The sequence below is a fragment of the Bradyrhizobium sp. AZCC 1577 genome, assembly GCF_036924575.1.
GTDB lineage: Bacteria > Pseudomonadota > Alphaproteobacteria > Rhizobiales > Xanthobacteraceae > Bradyrhizobium.
Window position 1 is genome coordinate 5,611,373 of sequence record NZ_JAZHRQ010000001.1, and the last position, 19,369, is coordinate 5,630,741.

Consider the following 19,369-nt stretch of genomic DNA (forward strand, 5'->3'; position numbering starts at 1 on the left):
CTTCGAAGCGGCACAAGCGGCAGTCATGACGCGTTCTCCATTTCAAGATCGAGCCGGTCGGCCGTCCAGCCACTGCCGAACCGGAGGTAAAGCGCCGGCAGCACGAGCAACGTTCCGAGCGTCATGGTAACGACGCCGCCCACGACCGCGAGCGCGAGCGGATGTGCGATCTCTAGTCCGGCGACATCACCCATGATCGCGAACGGAAGCACCAGAGCGGACGTTGTCGCCGACGACGCGATGATGCTCGGGAACTGTTCCAGCACGCCGCGACGCACCAGCTTTTCGCCGAACAGCTCACCCTCGTTCAATTGCAGGTGCTGGAAATGGGCGACCAGACCGACACCCTGCCGCACCATCAGTGCGAGCACCGCTGCCAGACCCAACAGAGAGCCAAGCGAGAAGTCACCGTCATCGATCGCAGCCGCAGCGAGGCCACCGAGTGCAGCAACCGGTACGCCCAGCAGCGACAGGGCGCTGAGTGTCCAACTGCGGAGCACCGCCTGCGTCAGCAGGAACATCAACACCGCTGCCGCCGCCATGTAGCTGTATATCGATCGCAGAGAAGCTCGCTGCTCCTTGTATTCGCCGAGCACCTCGGCACGGTGCTCGAACGGGAATGCGATCTGCTTGACATTCCTGGCGACATCATCCGCCACATCACCGAGCGCCCGCTCGTCCACTTTCGCGGAAACATCGATGCGACGCGAAGACCCCTGTCGCTGGATGATGCTGGTGGCCGGCGCGATGCGGACGTCTGCGACCTCAGCCAGGCGAACCTGCGACCCGCTCTCGCTGTTGATCATCAGATTCCGCACGTCATCGATGTTGTCGCGCAACTCCGGTCGCCCCCAGACAACCACGTCGAAAACCTTCTGGTCCTCGAAAAGCGCACCGACGGTGATGCCGCCGACCAGCGCGGAGGTCGCCCTGCGGACGTCGCCAGGCTTCAGCCCGTAACCGGCCGCGCGATCAACATCCACCTTTACTTCGATCGAGGGTTCTTCGATCTGTAACTCCAGCCGCGGATTTTCTATGCCGGGGATCTTCGCCATCGATGCGCGGATCTCCTCCGCCTTGGCGCGAATGATCTCAAGGCTGTTGCCATAGACGCGGACAGTGAGGCTATCCGGGTCACCGGTGAGCGCCTCGCGCAGCTTCGTTGACAGGTATGTCCCAAGTTTGCCGCGCATCCCGGGATAGGTGGTGATGGCAGCTTCGACGGCATCCACCGTCGTTTCGCGATCGGCCTTCGGATCGATGTTGACCCATACTTGTCCCGTATTGACGTCCGCCGCGCGTTCGCAGTTGCAAAGCACGGCCCGTCCGAGATTGGCGAAAGCGTTCTGCACTCCCGGGATCTGCCGCAGATCGCGGATCAGGTTCTCGGTCGATCGGGTCATTGCCTGCAACGAGGTGCCGGGCGGCCCCTGCCATTCGATCACCAGATCCGTCTCTCTGAAGCTGGGCACCATGTTGCGTTCGAGCGCGCTCCAGAGCGCGAAGCTCGCGATCGCCGCCACGACGCAGGCGCCGATGCAGGCAAACGGCGCGCGGATGACGCGGCCGACGATCCGATCGAAAGGCTTGGCCAACCTATCGATGACCCATCCGCCCGTCGGAGTCAGTGGCGCATTGGCAAGCAGCGCCGCAGCCAGCGCGGGGGTCACGATCAACGCCACTAGCATCGAGATGGACACGGCGGCGATATAGGCCCAGGCCATCGGCGCGAAGAACGCGGCGGACCGGCTGTACATGAACAGAACGGGTAGCACTGCGACTACAACGATCAGCGACGCGTACAGCATCGGCCGACGCGTTTCCAGCATCGCGCGGACGACGACCATGAAGCCGGACCGACCATCGCGTTGCTGCGCACGTAGGCGATGCAGCACATTTTCGACGTCGAAAATACTGTCATGCACGATTACCCCGGACGCCATCAGCAGGCCGCCGACGACTATCATGCTAAGCGGGATTCCCGCGGCCTCTAACAGCAGTTCAACGCAGACGAACGACAATGAGATCGCGACGAGGGCGATAACCGCGGCCCTCCAGCTACCGATCAGAAGGCCAAGCACGACGGTGGCCAGGATGATCGAAATGAGCATGGCCTTGCCCAGATTGCTGGTCGCACGTTCGATGAAGCTCGCGGGATGGTAGATGGTCGTATTGATCTCGATACCGGGCAGCCCGGGTTTCAGTTCGTTGAGCGCTCGTTCAATGCCGTGCGTCACGTCCACTGTGTTGAAGCCGGGAAACTTCTCGATAGCCACCATCAGGCCGGGGTATTCGCCGACGATGGCGTCTCCGATCAGCGCCTGATGACCCTCCACGAGATAGGCGACGTCGCCGACGCTCACGGTCGTACCGCTCAGCGGCACCTTGGCGAAGGTGCCCACGGTGGAGATCGGCAGTTGGTGACGGATGCTGAGCCGCTGGTTCGGCGTTTCGATGAAGCCACCGGTGCCGGGCGTGGATGAGCTCAGGTAGGTGAGCGGCGAGGACCACACCGCCTCACCGGTTGTCTTGATCACCTGATCGAGCTTGACGCCCCTCTTGTTCAGGTTCCGGGCATCGACAAGCACCTGCACCTGCCGGTCGCGCTGACCCCATATTGATACATTTGCCACACCCGGGACTCCGGCGAGGCGCGGCGCGATGTTCCAGCGCGCCTGAATAGACATGTCGATCAGCGAGACGGATTTCGAGCTCAGGCCGATATTCATCACTCGGCTTGCAGAGGAAACTGGCTGAAGCATAGTCGGGGGACTGGAGACATTCGGCAGCGCATGCGCCTGCGTCAGCCGCTCCTGCACCATCTGGCGCGCCTTCATCAGATCGGTGCCGGGAGCAAAGATCATCTCGATCGTCGAAAGTCCCGCCATCGATTCCGACTGGATGACCTGAAGCCACGGCACACCGTTCAGGAGGTCCGCCTCCAGCGGCACGGTAATCAACGATTCGACTTCGGCGCTGGAAAGGCCAAGCGACTCGGTCTTCACGGTGAGTGAGGGCAACGCCAGCTCGGGGATGACTTCGAGCGGCTTGTTCCTGACGTCGACGGCGCCGAGGATAAGCAGGCCCGAGGCGGCAACTACAATGAGAGTGCGCAAACGCACGCTAGAGGAAATGAGCCACGCCAACATTTCGACGCCCCTCTTTTGACCCCTGGTTGCATTTCACCTCTAGTTGAAATCGAAACTCCTTTTGAGAGGGCCCGTTGAATGCGGGATTTTCTGATCGCTGTGTCGCTCGTAGAGGCGACACAATTGTTCCCCACTATTCCCACGAGTCCGAATTTTTATCGGCCATGCGCCGGCATTATTTCGGTCGTGCTAACGCCCTAGTGAGGCTTCGCCGTAATCAAAACCCCAATACTGCCTTTCCAAAAAAGCAGACTGAGAACCAGATTAAGACGCTGATAATCTGCTGATAATCTTAAGTTGATGTTCTTGTCGGGACAATCCACCCATTTGGATTACAAGACAGGTCCCAAATTGGGTCACGCGTGTTTACGCACTTTGCGAGCTTAGGTGGCAAAAACCCTACCGCCACTTGAAGTTGGCTGACAGCCGACGAGGCTGTTCGCGGCTTCTTCTGCACTGTAGGATACATCACTTTAGATGTATCACTTCGTGGCACTTGCGTAATTCGTCATCCGCGTCACTCTTATCCCAACATTTGCTGGGGGCTCCGACAATTAATGCTCCGCGTTCTTGAGCGGGCTCTTGTCTGCAGTCGGCCTGAGGGATGAAGCGCTGGCTGAGAGAGAGTCTGATTGTGAGACAGTCTGATTGCCAGAGCGGAATTGTTATGAACGAGTTTGTTCGACCACGTGAGTGACGTCGAACTGCGGTAGTGATGGGGCCGCGCATGATCTGGGGTAAGCGAGATAGGCGCGTCGCCGGATCCGGGCGACGTTGGCAGGCTGCAGAAACAAGAACCGTAAAGTCAACCACGCGCGGCTGTTACCGCGTCTGCTCCGTGTACCCATTTGTGTTTCGTGCCGCGCCCGCATTGTTCAGCCTCGCCCTGCTCGTCCCTTCCCATGCCGCCGCCGCGGAGTACGAGGACATCGCAGCTCTCCGGCGTATGCTCGGAGAGCTAAAGGCGGAGAACCGCAAACTTTCCGAACGTCTCAGCGCCCTGGAGGGGACATCGCCGGCGCGGCGGACCAAGCCCGCTGCGGAGCATCAACGTCCGGCACCTGCCGTAACGGCGGCGAAGCCCGCACCCACGGTTCAATCACCGCCTGTCGATCCGCCCGCATTGCCCGCGCCAGATTTGTCGGACGCCGCAGCGAAGCGGCCGCTTAACGAGCGTATAAGAGATCTGGAAATCGGCTGGGCGGCGAATGAGAACGCAACGCGCCAGATCATCCGGGACTCGCTCTCGAAGACCGGACCGAAAATTAATAGCTTCCTCTCGCTGAGCGGCGTAGTTGAAGGTCTGGCCTCGCGGACCGGCTCATTCACCGGCCCTACCCAGGAAAACCTGTCGCTGGGTACGGCGGAACTCGATTTCGATATCAAGCTCAGCGACTGGTTGACCGGTGCGCTGGTTCTGCACTTCGACAATGGCACGGGCGCAATATTCCCGACCGGGAATCAACCGGTGGTGCCGACCAACCTCCCCGGCATAGGCGTGGATCGCTTCACGCTTGATCGGACTCACGTTTCCGTCGGCGATCTGATGCAATTCCCGATCGCGGCCCGCTTCGGCGTGGAGGTTTTGCATTTCGGTACGTCCACGGGCGTGGCACGCCTGGATACGCTTTCGATCGGCACTCCGCTGACAACCGAGGTGTTCGAAAACCGTCAGACCGCAGGAGGCCTGGAATTCGCCTGGCCAACCCCGCCGCGGCAGCCACCGCCGGCGCCTGTCGTTGTTCCACGCGTTAGTCCGTTGGTCGTCGCACCGGCCGTGAGCCAACTGATGCGCTGGCTCGGCTACACCCCACTGCCTGAGCGGCCTTTCCGGCCTACGCCAGTGACATTCCCCTTCGACCCGGCGCCCTTCTACGGCTCAGTCGTGACCTACAAAGGCAGCGACAGCATCATCCCCGGCCGGACGAAAATCGACGATTACAATGCCAGTCTCGGTTTCCGGACAAGGGGCCATTGCGGCGTGCCCTATGACCAGTTGAAGGACTCGCTGGTTTGTCCATGGACCCTTGACTTCCATGTCGACTATAGCTCCTCCGTTTTCGAAAGCAGATTTCTGCATTCCTCCTACCTCCCATTCCTGAGCCAGATCGGACAGATTCCCGGAATAGCCGCGAGCCTTAAAAGCAGCTTCGGCCCGTTCGCGTTCGTGGGCGAGGTGAATGCCGCAATTCAGGACGCCAGGTTTATCGATGGGCTCGGCATTGCGAGGAGCATGATGCCGATGACCTGGCAGGCCTCGATTGCCTACCAATTTGACTGGAACCCGTGGGTACAGGAGATCGGCGCGCAGGGTAATTACATCTCGGTGGGATATTCCGGCAGCAAAGACATGGCGGGTGCGTCCATCCTGCAAAGCGGCGTGCCAACCCGGATCGGATTCGTGCCGCAACACCGGCTTTTCCTGACCGGAGGCGAGTGGGTGATGGACGGCCTGAAGGTGGCCGTGGAATATTCAGCAAATTGGGACTATCCGGTGAGCGCCGGCGGGACGGGAAAGGTCGCGCATGGTGCATTCGGACTGATCCAGCTCAATTTTTGATCCGTCTCCGCCGAGAGCTTAAATCCTGGAAGCGATTGAGAATATCCCCCGGGGACGAGCAAGCCGCGTTAGTAGCAACGTGGCTGGTCGCGTTAAGCGGGCCTGCGCGCAGCAACACCGCTCTCGTCGCCCGGATATCAGACTGGAGCGTTTCGGAGCCACCAGAAACCGATCGTCAGCGGTGGCGTTCATCATCCTAGTTGGCGCGGAGGCTTATTGGCCGCTTAATGTGCGCCCTGCCCCCGGCAATACTGCGGACTGATCTCGACCTGCCGCACGGCCAGCAGTTGGGGAATCCGTAGAATAGTTCGATGTTCGAGGCGGTACGCCGCGTCAGAGATCGATTGTTTCGCCCAACCGAAGGGAGGATTCTATGAAGGCCATCGCACTGGGCGCATTCGGTGCCGCGCTGCTCGCGTCCGCCGCTTCCGCCGCGCCCCTCAATGCGACAACGATCAGCTCCGCCGAAGCCTCCAACGTCGATCAGGTCGGTCTGGTCTGCAACGAGTATTATGGACGCTGCTGGCGGACCCGAGGACCGCGCTACGTCCTGCGCTATTATTATGACCCCAGCTACTTTCCCGGCCGGGGCTACAACTACTACGCTGGCCCCGGCTACTACGATCGCAGCTACGGCGACGGCAGACCAAGGTTCATCATTCGCGGCTGGTAGCCAGCAAGCAAAAGGCCACTCTCTGGCGCCGCCTCAAGTTAACGAAAGCCGATTTCACAGAGTACAGGCTGCACCACGCCTTCGATGCGTGGAAGCGCGCGACGTGCGACGAGGGAGGGTGTCATACGCAACCACCGACACGACGAACCGCTGTTTGTCCTTAGTATGGTGGCGTGAGCGCTTGGCATTGGTGGCTCGCCCAACTGAATGTAGAGCCCTGAAGGAGTACGATTTTTTACCTATGGGCGCGTAGACGGCAAGAAGCTGGAGTATTTAGACCCCGGTTGCGGCTCGGCCAACTCGACAACGCTCCGCTCGATGCATCGAGCAGCTTCGGGGAAATTTTCGCCAACAAGATCCTGGTGAAATGTCCGTGAAGGCGCGCTTCAGGTACGAAGTCTCAGATCAAGCGCTTCTTTCAGTTCATCGAGAGTGACGTCGGGAATCGATTTGTGGATTCTTGCAATTATCGGCTTTTCCCCGTCTCTCAAGATCGCGACGACGGTTTCCACATCGGGACATCCTGGCTCTCGACAGGTCAACTCGCTAACTGAGATAGTCACATCATCCGACAAGCCCAACAGCTTCTGCGTTTGCAGCTTTAATTCCTGAACTGCCTGAGGATAGCCGATTCTTTGGACCTGCCGCCCCATAGGTAAGGCAATCGTTGGCATGCTTTTGGCGTCCGAATGGATTTGCGAGGGCTGTCAGCCTCAGCATGGCAACGGACAAACTCCGCTGCCATGCTGCAAGCTTGGCGCATCACCCGTGCCTTCAATCAGTGACTTGAGCCCCGACACTGCTCAAAGCCTGCCTTCAAGACGTCCTCCGGCAAATCGCGCCCGATGAAGACCAGGCGGCTTGTTCTCGGCTCATCGGGTTTCCAGGGGCGTTGATGGTCTCCTTCGAGCAACATGTGCACTCCCTGAATAACAAAGCGATCGGGATCATCCTGGAATTGGATGATCCCCTTCAGCCGCAGAATATCGGTTCCGAACTGACGAACGGTCTCCTGCATCCAGGGGAAAAATTTCTCAGGAATGAGAGGTGTCTGCGTCGTCAATGACAGGCTCTTTACGTGACTGTCGTGCTCATGGTCGTGAGCTTCACTGAGAAAGCCAGGCTCGAATTCAAGAACCCTGTTGAGATCGAACGCATTTCGATCCAGGACTTTTTCGAGGTCAAGCGCGCAACGTTCGGTGCGATGGATCATCGCATAGGGATTAATTGAACGAATCCTTGCCTCGACGAGCTTAAGGTCCGCCTCCGAGACCAGATCGGTCTTGTTGAGCAAGACAACGTCGGCGAATGCGATCTGCTCTTGCGCTTCGTGCGCCTGGTCGATCTCTCCGAGGAGGTGCTTTGCGTCGATGACCGTGACGATGGCATCAAGTTTCGTGTTGCGACGAACGTCGTCATCTACAAGAAAGGTTTGCGCCACGGGCGCCGGATCAGCAAGCCCGGTGGTCTCCACGATGATCCCGTCAAATTTGCCGCGCCGCTTCATGAGCCCTTCGAGAATCCTGATGAGATCACCTCTCACCGTGCAGCAGATGCACCCGTTGTTCATTTCGAATATTTCTTCGTCCGCATTGACGATCAGATCATTGTCAATTCCGACCTCGCCAAACTCGTTCACAATCACCGCATAACGCTTACCGTGTGTCTCGGTCAGGATACGGTTCAGCAAAGTCGTCTTCCCAGCGCCCAAGTACCCGGTGAGGACGGTGACCGGTGTTTGTGAAATCACATTGTTCATGCTTGGCCCTTTCAGCGTTGAGGTCTCGTTGCGTTCTGAATCACAAGCGGGGGTTCAAACTGGGCAGCGGCGCGCTCGTGAAGCAACAGCAATAGCCCTGCGACAAGCGCAAAGCCGAGAACGCTCAAACCCGCGACCGTCAGCAGCAATTGCGCCTTTGCGCGCGCTGAAATGCCTGTGATCGCCGCAAACAGATTCTTGACGACCGCTTCATCAAGGCCGTGAGCGATGACGACCATTCGCGTGCGACGATCGTCCGAGGGCCAGGCCGGAAGCCGGTACTGTTGAATCGCATGCTGAACGCCGTGCACGACAAGAGGCCGCTCCGGATCGTCCTCCAGCCCAACAAGTCCCTTCAGACGGAGCAATTGCGGGCCGCCTACGGCCTTGAGCAGTTCAATGAATGTGGCGAGATTTCGCGGCGATACGGGCCGGCTTTCGAGCAATGCCAGGCTCTGGATGCCAGCCGCCGCATGGCGGCTCGCGCCTGTGGCATCGTTGTGAGTTTGCCCTTGCTGGGCCAACGCGACCTCCAAGGCCAACCACCCCTCGACATCGGCCCCCTGTTCGGAGGGAACGTAGCGACGCGGAGCAAAGACCGCCGCGAGATCGAAGTCGTTCCCGTGACGGTCCACGATGGTCGCGGCAGCGTTGATCTGCCGGATCTTCGGCAGCAGGCCGGAGAGACCGGCAGCCGCGGCGGCTTCTGCGCCAAAGTCGGTCTTGGTCAGCACGACACTATCCGCAAACGCCACCTGCTTCATGCATTCGAAGTGCCGCTCCATCGTCTCTTCGATCATGGTCACGTCGATTGCGCAGACGACGCCGGACAGTCGAAAGCATCTTGCCACGACATGGTCCCGATATCCGACCGCCGGAAGACCGCCTGGTGTGATCTGATTGATGATCGGAGCGGGATCGGCAAGCCCGGTCGTCTCGACGATCACGCGCTTGAACGGCGGGACAGCCTTGCTCTCCACAGCGTCGTAAAGTTCGAACAGGGAAGACCTGATGTCGCTAGCGGCTGTGCAGCAGAGGCAGCCTGTCGTTGTCACCATCAGCTCGCGCTTGTTCACGCGAACAAGGTCATGATCAATGGAGATGTCGCCAAACTCGTTGATGATGACGGCGGTGTCCGCAAAGGCCTCGCTCGCCAAGAGCTCATTGAGCAGCGTGGATTTCCCCGAGCCCAGGAAGCCCGTGAGGATCGTCACCGGAATCGGTTGGTCTATCTTCATTGCCACGCAATCAAATCGCCCATATGTAATGTTATAACGTTACATACAATCGCGCAACAGCCCTCGGGAGCCCATCACGATTGATTGTGGTCGCTGCCTTTGCAGCGCTTGGGTAGGAGGGCCAATTCGAATGGTCAGCGAAACTCAAGTCTCAGTCGCCGCCAGGCGACCACGATCCCGGTGATGCTGAACGCTGCTCCAAACGCGCATAGAACAACAATAATCGCGCTCCGCAGGCTGGGACGCGCCATCAAGGCAGGAAAATCGAAAGTATGCAGCGCGCGGTACAGCCAGCGATAGGTTCGACGCTGCGCATCAAGCTTTTCCAGGTTGGCACCGCTAGCACCATCGATTTGGTACCAAACGTCCCCGCATATGGACCGATATACGGGAGCCGGTGCAACTTCAGATGCAAGGAAGTAGTGGTCATCCGGCGCGACAGCCGAAGTGCTCGAGCAGTTACCGACAGCGTGCGAGATGACGACATTGATCTGATCGGCTTGCAGGAACGGTGAAGCAAGTGCAGTAGACGCTGGAACGACGACGGAGAGCTGCTGCGCGTCAACTCCCGTTCGATTACGTTGATGGATGCGGCCGCCGAAAGTGAACCACTCGATCTCACGGGTAGTCGGTGAAAGCGATGCGGGCACCGTCGCGGTCAGTTCGACCCATGCCGGCGTCCCGGCGATCCGGTCCGCTTCCGATCTGGTAAGCGCGCCGGTGGAAAAGAGACGGCCATGGTCCATCGATAGCCATCCGCTAACAATCCACGTTATCACGAACGCAGCGCACATCAGTCCGAGCCAGTGATGCCAAGCATGCCATTTTCGGAAGGGAGATACGATACGGCCTCGCACGCGCCTGAGACGAAACAGGCCTACCATGAGGCCCGACAATGCCGCGATGACGGCAGCAAGGGACAACCACCAAACCGTGACGTTCCAGGTCATCCAGTCTTTGCGCAGCGCGGTCGGATAGATCCAATGCGCGACGCTTCCAATGTAGTTCCATGCGCGTTCACTGCGCGTCGTATCTCTCACGATCTCGCCGGTGCGTGACGAGACGTACAGCTCGGTTCTCGCAACATCGTTCAGAGCAATGCGATAGAGAGGTCGGTGTCCGTCGAGGTTGTTCGGGATCGTCCATTGATCATATTCTGCCAGTTCCACGAAAGTGGCCGCAGCAGGGTTCAAGCCGCGCAAGCGCGCGCACTCGGACGCGATGGCGAGTGCCATTTGCTCGGAGCTAATATCGGCCGCGCGCAAATCGTCAGCATGCAGGGCTTTCATGCCGGAGGCAGTCGACACCAGGTACACGGGACCGTCGCTTCGCTGCCACAGACGTACCCGCGTGACGCCTTTGAGCGTGCTCGCCGCGATAGCCTCGGCGGGACTGTGCCTCACCTTGGAAACGTCGAAGACGGACAATCCTCCGAAGCGCTCAGCTTCGGTGAGCGCCGGAAATGGCACAAAGTGCATCACGATACCAGATGCAAACCACATCACGAACAGCAGGCACAGCGGGATGCTCAGCCAGCGATGGATAAGGACCAGGACCCGCAACGGGCGAACCACCATCAGAATTTGAAGGACGCCCCGACCTCGTAGGTCCGCGGTGCCCCCAGGAGGATCTGGTCTGGATAGAATGGAGAGCTCCATGCCGCGTACTTCGCATCGGTGAAGTTACGTACCCGGAAGGTGATGCGCGTGCTGTCGAAGGTCGGGAATGTCGGTGACTTCGGAATGTCGATAAAGGCGAAGGCATCCGCCGTCGTATATGCGAGAAGCTTAACCGTATTGGCATCGGTGCTATAGCGGTCGCCGACATGACGAACCGAAACCCCGAGCTCGACCGGCAGCCAACCTGGATTAAGGAAACGATACGAGGCCCCGCCGTTCACGACAACGGCAGGAATATTCGGCGGGGTATTTCCCGAGAACGATCCGCCCGTGAATTCGTAGTCGGCATAGCGTGCGTGGACATACGCGACGTTGCCCCAGAACTTGAGCTCAGGGGTCGGACGCACTGCCGCGGCGAACTCCACGCCCTGCGATTTGACTTTTCCAGCGATGTTGAGGCGTTGGCCAGCCTGAGCCGAATACACATTGCTGCGCTCAATGTCGAAAGCCGAAAAGGTCCATTCGGCGCGACCATTCCACAGCAGATTCTTGACACCGGTCTCGTAGCTGCGGGCAGACGTCAAGGTCAGTTGCTGCGTCGGGCTCAGCAGGAAAATGCTGCCTGCCGACAAGTCGCTCGCCGTCGCATACTGGCTGTAGAACGTCATCCCCGGAATCGCTTCCCACGTGTATCCGATACGGCCCGTCACGGGCTGCCAGCTTGTGGTGTATGGGAAACCAGTCCTGCTCACGCCGTTGACATCGGTGGACGTTCGATCGAGCTCGAAGGGATTGTAGCGGAGACCGCCGATAAGCGCGAAATTGTGCGTAATCTTCAGCCGATCTTCGAGATTGATCGCAAAGCTGTCGATGGTGGCGGTCTGTCGCTGCGTCGTTAGCAAACCATAATAGCCACGAACGGGATCGACCAGCGTCACTTGATCAGAAGGAAAGTTTGCCGCGCCGGGCCTTGAAAAATCCAGGTGATAGAATTCGAGCGCCGTGACCAGGCGGTTTTCCATGCCGAATAGATGCGAATTCCACGTGAGATCCGTATTGTTGCCGACCAGATTCTGGTTGTGATGGACATAGAACCGTTCACGATCGACCAGGTTGCTGGCGGCGTTGAAGGCGCTCACCTCATTGTTGTACCAGTCGCGGCTGGCATTGTAGTTATAGACCTGACTTCTCAGAGTAACGTTGCTCGTGAGATCCCACTCGAATCCTCCGCGCACCCATGACTCCTTGATGGTCTTGTGGTTGTCGAGCACGTTGTAGTTCGTTTTCAGCGTACGACTGTCGATGGTGACAGGCCCGAGATTGGTGCCGTTATAATCGGACACTTTCGTTCCGGACACGATGCCCGTGGTCGCAAAAGGACCGCTAAAGGCGACGGGAACAAGGGGCGTACCTTCGTAGACGCGCGCGTTGTAGTCCTTGTACTCGGTCGCAACGAAGACCTTGAACGATTCCGTCAACCGATAGTTCAGTTGGCCGGATACGTGCAGGTTCTTCGTATTGGTATCGTCGATGAAGCCGTTCTGAACGGACCGGCTGATGTCGACGCGATAATCGAGGCCCTGGATGTTGGTGCTGCCCCCTGAACCATAGCCGCTTCGGATACTGCCGAACGAATCGAAACCGACGAACGCCTCACTCTTGATCGGACCGGTATGCGGCACCTTGGTGACATAGTTGATGGCACCGCCGACCGCGCCCTGCCCTGACATCAGGGAGGACGGGCCCTTGAGAAATTCAACCCTATCGAGGTTGAACGTCTCCATGGTCAGCGCCGTGAAGCCCGTCAGGCCGATATTGACGCCATTGTAGGTCACGTTGACCTGTTCGCCCTGGAAACCGCGCATCGAGAACGACACGTCGTTCGGCGCGTCGCTGGCGGTCACGCCGGTTGCGCCTTTCACCGTATCGATCGTCGTGTGGTAGCCCTGCTCCCGGATCGTTTCCGCTCCGACGACCTCGACGGTGGCGGGAATCTCCCGAGGGGTCAGCCCCAGCCGGCTCGCGCTGGGCGTAACCACATTTGTGTTCAGCGGCGTCGCCGGCACCTGCTGTTGCCCTTGCGACTGCGGTGAAGCCTCGGCGATGGTTGATGGTCGCGGATTTCTGTTTGTCCGGGAGATGCGGCCTTTTTGCGAATTCGACCGCGTCGCCACTCTCGCCGCTGGTTGCCGCTGCGGCGCGTCAACGGTTATAGGCGGCAACGAGTTCGCCGGCTGGTCGGGTGATGACGAACGCGTCTGAGCTTGCGCTTCAGCCAAGCCAAAAGGCAGAACGCCTGCCGCTATCAAAAGAGTTGATAGAGAAACCGAACACAACAGGTAACGCACACTTGCCCCCACCCAGAACCGCCCCCACCCCACGTCAAGGCTTCACAAGAGCTATGTAATGTTATAACGTTACATACGTCAAGGCAGCCAAGAGGCCTCGTCATGCGACCGCAGATCAGCGGCCGACGTGGCCAGTGGAGGTGTGAGATCCATGCTCGATGCGATTGAAGTGACGAAGCAGTTTGGCGCCAAGAGTGCCCTGGATAATGTCTCGCTCAGCGTCCTGCCTGGCGAGATCTATTGCCTCTTGGGGGCGAACGGCGCGGGCAAGACGACGCTGGTCAATCTGTTCCTGAATTTTCTCCAGCCGACATCCGGCAGCCTCCAAATCGGCAAGCTCGACGTCGTGCGTCAGCCGCTGGAGACGAAGCGGCTCCTTGCATATATCCCCGAACAGGTCACGCTCTATGGCGTGCTCTCAGGTCTGGAAAACCTGGCATTCTTCTCTTCACTCGCAATCGGAGAGCATTTGCCGCGGCAGCGGTTGCTTGAACTGCTCGAGGCGGCAGGTCTCCCTCGTCAAGCAGCCGATGACAGGGTCGCGACCTACTCGAAAGGCATGCGTCAGAAGGTGGGAATTGCCATCGCGCTGGCCAAGAATGCCAAAGCCCTCTTGCTCGACGAGCCCACCTCAGGACTGGACCCGTCCGCGGCCAACGAGTTCTCGGAGCTTCTCGTCAAGGCCAGCAACGACGGCGTGACCGTCCTGACGACAACACACGATCTCTTCCACGCGAAGCAGACCGCGACCCGCATCGGCATCATGAAGCAAGGCAGGCTGGTGGAAGAACTCAGGAGCGAGGAGGTCAGCCATGCCGATCTTGAAGCGCTGTACCTCAAGCACATGAAGAGTTGACGTGTTCGCAATCATCGCCGCCAAAGATCTTCGCGAGCTGACCCGCGACGGGCGTCTGCTGTGGGCCGGAGGGCTGGTCGTCATCCTCATGCTGGTGGCTCTGGCGGCCGGATGGAATCGGCAGGTTCAGCTGAATAGCGAACGGTCGGCAGGCCAAGCCCTCGACTATGACGCCTGGCTTCACCAAGGCTATCGGCACCCGCACGATGCGGCGGAACAGGGCATGCACGTGTTCAAGCCTGAACCATCGCTTGCCGTCTTCGATCCCGGCATTGGGCCATTTGTTGGCTCGACCGTCTGGCTACAGGCGCATCGCCAGAGCGAAGTCAAGTTCCGGCCGGCCCAGGATGCAACCGGTTTGCAGCGGTTCGGCGAGTTATCGCCAGCTTGGCTTCTTCAGGTTTTGCTTCCCCTGCTCATTATCGTCATCGGCTTCAACTCTGTGAGCAACGAGCGCGAACGCGGAACGTTGCGCCAGCTTCTCAGCCTGGGCGCGCCCACGCGGAGCCTTCTTTACGGCAAAGCGGCGGCGCTTGCGAGCTGCGTTGGCATTCTGATTGCTCCAGTCGGCCTTGCGTTTGCAGTACTCATCGTTGCTCGCCTACCCGCTGGAGAGCGCGTGGATGTGGTCTATCGGATCGCGTGGCTCGCGGCGGGATACGGCTTCTATCTCGGCTTTTTCGTGTTTCTGACCCTGGCGGTATCGGCCCTCGCGCGTTCATCGCGGACCGCCCTGGTCTTGCTCCTGGGCTTCTGGGTCGCCGCAACGCTGATTGCTCCGCGCACCGCCTCCGAAGCGACGAATTTGCTCCATCCCACGCCGTCCCGGCTAGACTTTGACAATCAACTCGCGCACGACGTGGCAGACGCTGGCCGCAAGGCCTGGTCCACCCACTTCGGTGCGCGAACGCCGTGGGATCCATCGGTTCCGCTCGGCAAGTGGGGCGCGGCGCTGAAAGTTGATGACGAGGCAGGTTACGGCGCACTTGATGAAAACTTCGGCAGGCTTTGGGACACATTCGAGCGTCAACAGCGCGCGCAAGAGTGGGTCGGCCTTGCTGCCCCGGTCGTTGCACTCCGCGGCTTCTCCATGGGCCTGGCGGGAACGGACTTTTCCCAACATCGCGACTTCTCAACCGCGGCCGAAGCCCATCGGCGCAAGATTCAGAACATTGTCAGCGAGGACTTGATTGAACACGCCGATCGCTTGGGTAATGCGCATTTCACTTACAAGGCTGGCCCCGAGCTGTGGGCAAGCGTGCCGCAATTCAAGTATGAACTTCCGTCTGTGTCGTTTGCCTTGGCGCACCATTGGGCGAGCCTTGTGCTGCTTGCCGTCATGTTCTGCCTCTCCGTCGCGCTCGCGCAGTACGCGCTCTCCCGTCCGCTGATGCGCTAGGTAGTCGAATGAAGATAATGCAGCCTCGCCCGCTCTCCACCTTGTCGCTGATCGTACTGCACGAGGCCCGCATCCTTGTCCGCGATCGCACGCTGCTGCTGGTGTGTTGCGTTCTGGCCCTCATGGTGGGTTACGGACTATTTGTGGGACTGGCGCAAGCAACGCTCCGCGACCGCATGGTCGCTCAAGTCCTCAAACACGAACAAGAGACCCAAACGGCAAATAGCGGGATGCTCCAATCCGTTCTCGCTGGCCAAACCGCGCTGATACCGTTCTCCAATCCCGCGAACCCCGCTGCCATGGCCGGCACCTTGTCCGGGCGTTACGCCACAATGCCCAACGCGCCGCTCGCGGCGCTGGCGATCGGTCAGTCGGACATGATGCCCAATTATTACCGCATCACCTATTTGAGCAAAGTTCAGTTCATGTACGACACGGAAATCGAAAATCCCTGGAATCTGCTCAGCGGGCACTTCGATCTCGCTTTCGTTATCGTATTCGTACTGCCTCTGCTGGTTACGACGCTCGGGTATAACCTGCTGTCGGCAGAGCGCGAACATGGCACCTTGCGCATGCTGTGTTCGCAACCGCTTTCCATCGCAACGTTGATTACCGGGAAAGTCATCGTGCGCATGCTTGCGCTGCTGGCGATCGTTATTCCCGTGCCGCTCGTGGTCCTGCTTTTGATCCGTCCCGAAGCCCGCGGCGCGGAGCAACTAGTCTTGATGCTGTCGTGGTCGGCGCTGGTGGCGGCGTATACCTTGTTCTGGTTCGCGGTCGCTGCCTTGGTCAACACGGTTGGCCTCTCATCTTCGACCAACGCGTTGATCATGGTGGCACTCTGGACGATTCTTGTGCTCATCTTGCCGGTGACAATGAACCTTGCCGTGGGATTGGCTAGCCCGGCCCCCTCCCGCACCGAATTGGCCAACCGCACGCGTGTCGCAACCGCCGAATCATTGCGCGAATACGAGGACCTCTATAGCGCGGATTATCGCTATGCCTCCGATCCGGAAGCGCTGCTGGTAAAAAATGAACGTATCGAAGTGCCTTCGCGCATGCGTGCATTTTTTCTGGCCAAGCAAAAAGTCGACGAACGAATCGAGCCGCTTTTGAAACGTTTTGATCAGCAACTGCTGCAACAACAAAAACTTGTCGACAGGCTGAGCTTGCTATCGCCTGCGATTCTCGTCAATGAAGCGCTGACCTCTATCGCCGGCACCGATTCACACCGTTTCCTCGCCTTCAAGGATCAGACAGAGGCTTTTCACAAAAAATGGCGGCACTATTTCTCTCCCAGAATCCAGGAGAGTCGCGCTATGACCGTGCGTGACCTCTCATCATTGCCCCGGTGGCATTGGATTGAGATGCCGGCAAGCGAAATCAGCTGGAGCATCTGGTGGCGGGCCATGTTGATGCTGGCGCTCGCGTCCGTGCTTGGCGGCCTCGCGCTTGCGCGCTCGTCCCGCCGATCGATCGAGTAACTGTCCAAAGCGTTTCCGATCAAGACACCTCTGGTACGGAGAGTCACCAAAGCTATCGACAACTGCAGTGAAGCCGAGACGGGGCATGACGCTTGCCGCCGCTCGCCGGCAAATACTCCTTGCGCCTAGCCGCGAGATTGACCGATCCTGCGGCCATGGGGTTAGCGTTCGGGCGTACCCGCGCATTCCGCACACTCGCCCTCCACCTCGATCATCGGATGGCGGGGCCTGAAGCCGGTTGTTTTCGCTGCGCCCCGCAAGCCGCGCGCCACCAGTTCGGAGGCCGCCTCCTGAACCGCGCCACATTGCGCGCAAACCATGAAGACAACCGTTTCGCCTTCTCCGTGCAGATGATCGCAGGCGAAATAGGCCGAGCGGGACGCCAGCCGATGGACGCACCCTGCCTCCTGCAGGAATTCGAGCGCACGGTAGACCTGCACGGCCTTGAGCTTTCGCGCATCGCTCACTTTCTCTGCGATCTCGTAGGCGCTCATCGGCTTTCCGGACGCCGCAAGCAAGGCAAGCACGCTTTGGCGCATCGGCGTGAACGGCACCCCTTTCGATACCGCGTACGAGCGGGCGCGAGACTCAACTGCATCGCCATCGACGGGGTGACCATGCGTCTCTTCGTGCGCGCAAGTTACGCGCGGATCTGGATTGCGATGCATTCCATTCACCTTGACGGTGTAACAGTATAACAGTTATTGTGCTGTTACAACATCACACCCAGGATCGTTCATGGCCAAGTCCCAAACAGGGGAGGCCCCCTGCTCCCCGTCTCTATTCCGTCCCGATTCTTAGGCGGCGGAAAGAGGGCCATGGGCCAGATCATTCTTGGGATTGACTTCAGGTCCAAGCGCCGAGAGCGAATTTACGACGCAGACAAGGTCTGGTCCGGAGAACATACGATCCTGGACTACACAGAGATCTAGGGCGATTGCGCGCGGAACTGATCTTGCGCCCTTTTCGCGCGACGTGATTGTTATGTTATAACATTACATAGTCGCTGCAACAATTCAGGCTGAGGCGAGCACCGCATGGACGCGATCATTAGCGCGATCATTAGGGAGTGTAGGCACCGCGTTCGGTCAATCCGCGCGCCTTTTGGCGAGGATACCTCGTTTCGCCCTTTTCAATCTGAGCTGCGCCGTCAATGCGGTCACCTCTGTCCCGGGGGTCGTGCGAGCGCGGCTCCAATCCAGCGATCATCGGAAAGCGTCCGGGTGCGGTCGGCAACCGCAGCGATCGATTCCTCGCCAAGAACTGTCCAGCGCCACCGCCATCAAGCACCTGAAACAACGAGAATACGACGGCTCATGCTCAAGACGTTAAGAACGGTCGTGCTTGCGGGATTCGTCTCGCTATCACCGCTTGCTGCTGGTGCCGCGTCGGCCAAGAAGCTCAATGTGGTCGCCAGCTTCTCGATTATTGCTGACTTTGCGCGTCATGTCGGCGGAGACCGTATCGATCTTCGCTCACTCGTCGGAGCAAACGGCGATGCCCACGTTTACGAACCCAAGCCCGCGGACGTCAGAACGATTGCCGCCGCCGATATCGTACTCGTCAACGGCCTTCAGTTCGAAGGCTTCTTGAGACGCCTTATCGAAGCGAGTGGAACAAAGGCGCCGGTTGTCGAGCTTACGAAAGGAGTCCAGCCGCTCAAGAGCACTGAGCAAGCGCACCATCACGGGCAGTCTGGCCCTCATCACCACCATGGCGACCATGATCCCCACGCGTGGCAAGCGGTTCCGAATGCCCGGATCTACGTCAAAAATATCGTAGACGCGTTCTGTTCGATCGATCCACCCGGCTGCACGACGTATGAGACAAATGCCAAAGCCTACGATTCAACTCTCAGTGCGCTCGATGACGAGATCAGAGCGACGATCGCACCCATCCCGCCCCACAAGCGCGTTGTCATCACCGCGCATGAGGCATTCGGCTACTTCGCTCACGAATACGGTTTGACATTCCTTGCGCCAGAAGGCCTCTCAACAGACGCCGAGGCCGCAGCATCCGACATCGCCAGTCTCATCCGGCAAATCAAGCGGGACAAGGTCGCCGCGGTCTTCGTGGAGAACATCACCGATCCCCGTCTCGTGCAGCGAATTGCCGCGGAAACAGGGTCGAAGGTCGGCGGAGAGCTCTACTCCGATGCTCTGTCCCGGCCCGACGGGCCGGCGGCCACCTACGTTGACATGATGAAGCACAATGCCTCGACAATTCGGAAAGCCATCGTGCCTGATGTCCCCTAATCGAACGCGCCTTATTCGGAATGCGAATG

13 protein-coding genes are annotated in these 19,369 nt (G+C 59.2%); 6 read left to right on the forward strand and 7 right to left on the reverse strand.

Going from position 1 to position 19,369, the window contains the following annotated elements:
• Nucleotides 1–23: 23 nt before the first annotated feature.
• Nucleotides 24–3,149 (reverse strand): efflux RND transporter permease subunit, encoded by a 3,126-nt coding sequence (locus tag V1278_RS26745; protein WP_334382756.1) that lies wholly within the window; start codon nt 3,147–3,149, stop codon nt 24–26.
• Between the two features lie 871 nt (nt 3,150–4,020).
• Between V1278_RS26745 and V1278_RS26750 the strand changes: the two genes are divergently transcribed.
• Nucleotides 4,021–5,709, forward strand: coding sequence for a hypothetical protein (locus tag V1278_RS26750; RefSeq protein WP_334382757.1), 1,689 nt, complete (start codon nt 4,021–4,023; stop codon nt 5,707–5,709).
• A 373-nt stretch (nt 5,710–6,082) separates the two neighbouring features.
• The gene (locus V1278_RS26755; RefSeq protein WP_334368134.1) at nt 6,083–6,382 is read left to right on the forward strand and encodes a hypothetical protein; all 300 of its coding nucleotides are present in this window, start codon (nt 6,083–6,085) and stop codon (nt 6,380–6,382) included.
• A gap of 386 nt (nt 6,383–6,768) precedes the next feature.
• Here V1278_RS26755 and V1278_RS26760 read toward each other — a convergent pair whose 3' ends face one another.
• The 5 genes from V1278_RS26760 to V1278_RS26780 all read right to left on the reverse strand — a co-directional run bounded on the left by V1278_RS26760 (nt 6,769) and on the right by V1278_RS26780 (nt 13,346).
• Entirely contained in the window at nt 6,769–7,056 is a 288-nt protein-coding gene (locus V1278_RS26760) for a nitrate reductase (protein ID WP_334368133.1), read from the reverse strand.
• A gap of 104 nt (nt 7,057–7,160) precedes the next feature.
• Nucleotides 7,161–8,141, reverse strand: coding sequence for a CobW family GTP-binding protein (locus tag V1278_RS26765; RefSeq protein ID WP_334382758.1), 981 nt, complete (start codon nt 8,139–8,141; stop codon nt 7,161–7,163).
• 11 nt (nt 8,142–8,152) lie between these two features.
• Nucleotides 8,153–9,379: a CobW family GTP-binding protein gene (locus V1278_RS26770; protein WP_334382760.1), complete on the reverse strand. Its 1,227-nt coding sequence runs from the start codon at nt 9,377–9,379 to the stop codon at nt 8,153–8,155.
• A gap of 134 nt (nt 9,380–9,513) precedes the next feature.
• A complete protein-coding gene (locus V1278_RS26775; protein ID WP_334382761.1) occupies nt 9,514–10,956 on the reverse strand; it encodes a PepSY domain-containing protein in 1,443 nt (480 codons plus the stop codon).
• Nucleotides 10,956–13,346, reverse strand: a complete 2,391-nt coding sequence (locus V1278_RS26780) for a TonB-dependent receptor domain-containing protein (RefSeq protein WP_334382762.1) — start codon at nt 13,344–13,346, stop codon at nt 10,956–10,958. Before V1278_RS26780 ends, V1278_RS26775 begins: the two co-directional genes overlap by 1 nt.
• 151 nt (nt 13,347–13,497) lie before the next feature.
• On the opposite strand from V1278_RS26780, the gene V1278_RS26785 reads away from it, so the two are divergent.
• Genes V1278_RS26785 through V1278_RS26795 form a run of 3 tightly spaced genes read left to right on the forward strand, consistent with a single transcriptional unit; the run spans nt 13,498 to nt 17,085 of the window.
• Entirely contained in the window at nt 13,498–14,202 is a 705-nt protein-coding gene (locus V1278_RS26785; RefSeq protein ID WP_334368128.1) for an ABC transporter ATP-binding protein, read from the forward strand.
• A gap of 1 nt (nt 14,203) precedes the next feature.
• Nucleotides 14,204–15,601, forward strand: coding sequence for an ABC transporter permease subunit (locus V1278_RS26790; protein ID WP_334382763.1), 1,398 nt, complete (start codon nt 14,204–14,206; stop codon nt 15,599–15,601).
• An 8-nt stretch (nt 15,602–15,609) separates the two neighbouring features.
• Nucleotides 15,610–17,085, forward strand: a complete 1,476-nt coding sequence (locus V1278_RS26795; protein ID WP_334382764.1) for a DUF3526 domain-containing protein — start codon at nt 15,610–15,612, stop codon at nt 17,083–17,085.
• A gap of 161 nt (nt 17,086–17,246) precedes the next feature.
• Here the strand turns inward: V1278_RS26795 and V1278_RS26800 are convergent, their stop codons facing one another.
• A complete protein-coding gene (locus V1278_RS26800) occupies nt 17,247–17,753 on the reverse strand; it encodes a Fur family transcriptional regulator (protein ID WP_334382765.1) in 507 nt (168 codons plus the stop codon).
• 648 nt (nt 17,754–18,401) lie between these two features.
• Between V1278_RS26800 and aztC the strand changes: the two genes are divergently transcribed.
• Nucleotides 18,402–19,340, forward strand: a complete 939-nt coding sequence (aztC, locus tag V1278_RS26805) for a zinc ABC transporter substrate-binding protein AztC (protein ID WP_334382766.1) — start codon at nt 18,402–18,404, stop codon at nt 19,338–19,340.
• The last annotated feature ends 29 nt before the right edge of the window (nt 19,341–19,369 follow it).

Bases quoted from the DNA above. Each gene is read 5' to 3' on its own strand.
- V1278_RS26795 (WP_334382764.1), top strand. From the start codon at position 15,610: ATGAAGATAATGCAGCCTCGCCCGCTCTCCACCTTGTCGCTGATCGTA.
- V1278_RS26770 (WP_334382760.1), bottom strand. From the start codon at position 9,379: ATGAAGATAGACCAACCGATTCCGGTGACGATCCTCACGGGCTTCCTG.
- V1278_RS26755 (WP_334368134.1), top strand. From the start codon at position 6,083: ATGAAGGCCATCGCACTGGGCGCATTCGGTGCCGCGCTGCTCGCGTCC.
- V1278_RS26800 (WP_334382765.1), bottom strand. From the start codon at position 17,753: ATGCATCGCAATCCAGATCCGCGCGTAACTTGCGCGCACGAAGAGACG.
- V1278_RS26760 (WP_334368133.1), bottom strand. From the start codon at position 7,056: ATGCCAACGATTGCCTTACCTATGGGGCGGCAGGTCCAAAGAATCGGC.
- V1278_RS26775 (WP_334382761.1), bottom strand. From the start codon at position 10,956: ATGGTGGTTCGCCCGTTGCGGGTCCTGGTCCTTATCCATCGCTGGCTG.
- V1278_RS26745 (WP_334382756.1), bottom strand. From the start codon at position 3,149: ATGTTGGCGTGGCTCATTTCCTCTAGCGTGCGTTTGCGCACTCTCATT.
- V1278_RS26785 (WP_334368128.1), top strand. From the start codon at position 13,498: ATGCTCGATGCGATTGAAGTGACGAAGCAGTTTGGCGCCAAGAGTGCC.
- V1278_RS26765 (WP_334382758.1), bottom strand. From the start codon at position 8,141: ATGAACAATGTGATTTCACAAACACCGGTCACCGTCCTCACCGGGTAC.
- aztC (WP_334382766.1), top strand. From the start codon at position 18,402: ATGCTCAAGACGTTAAGAACGGTCGTGCTTGCGGGATTCGTCTCGCTA.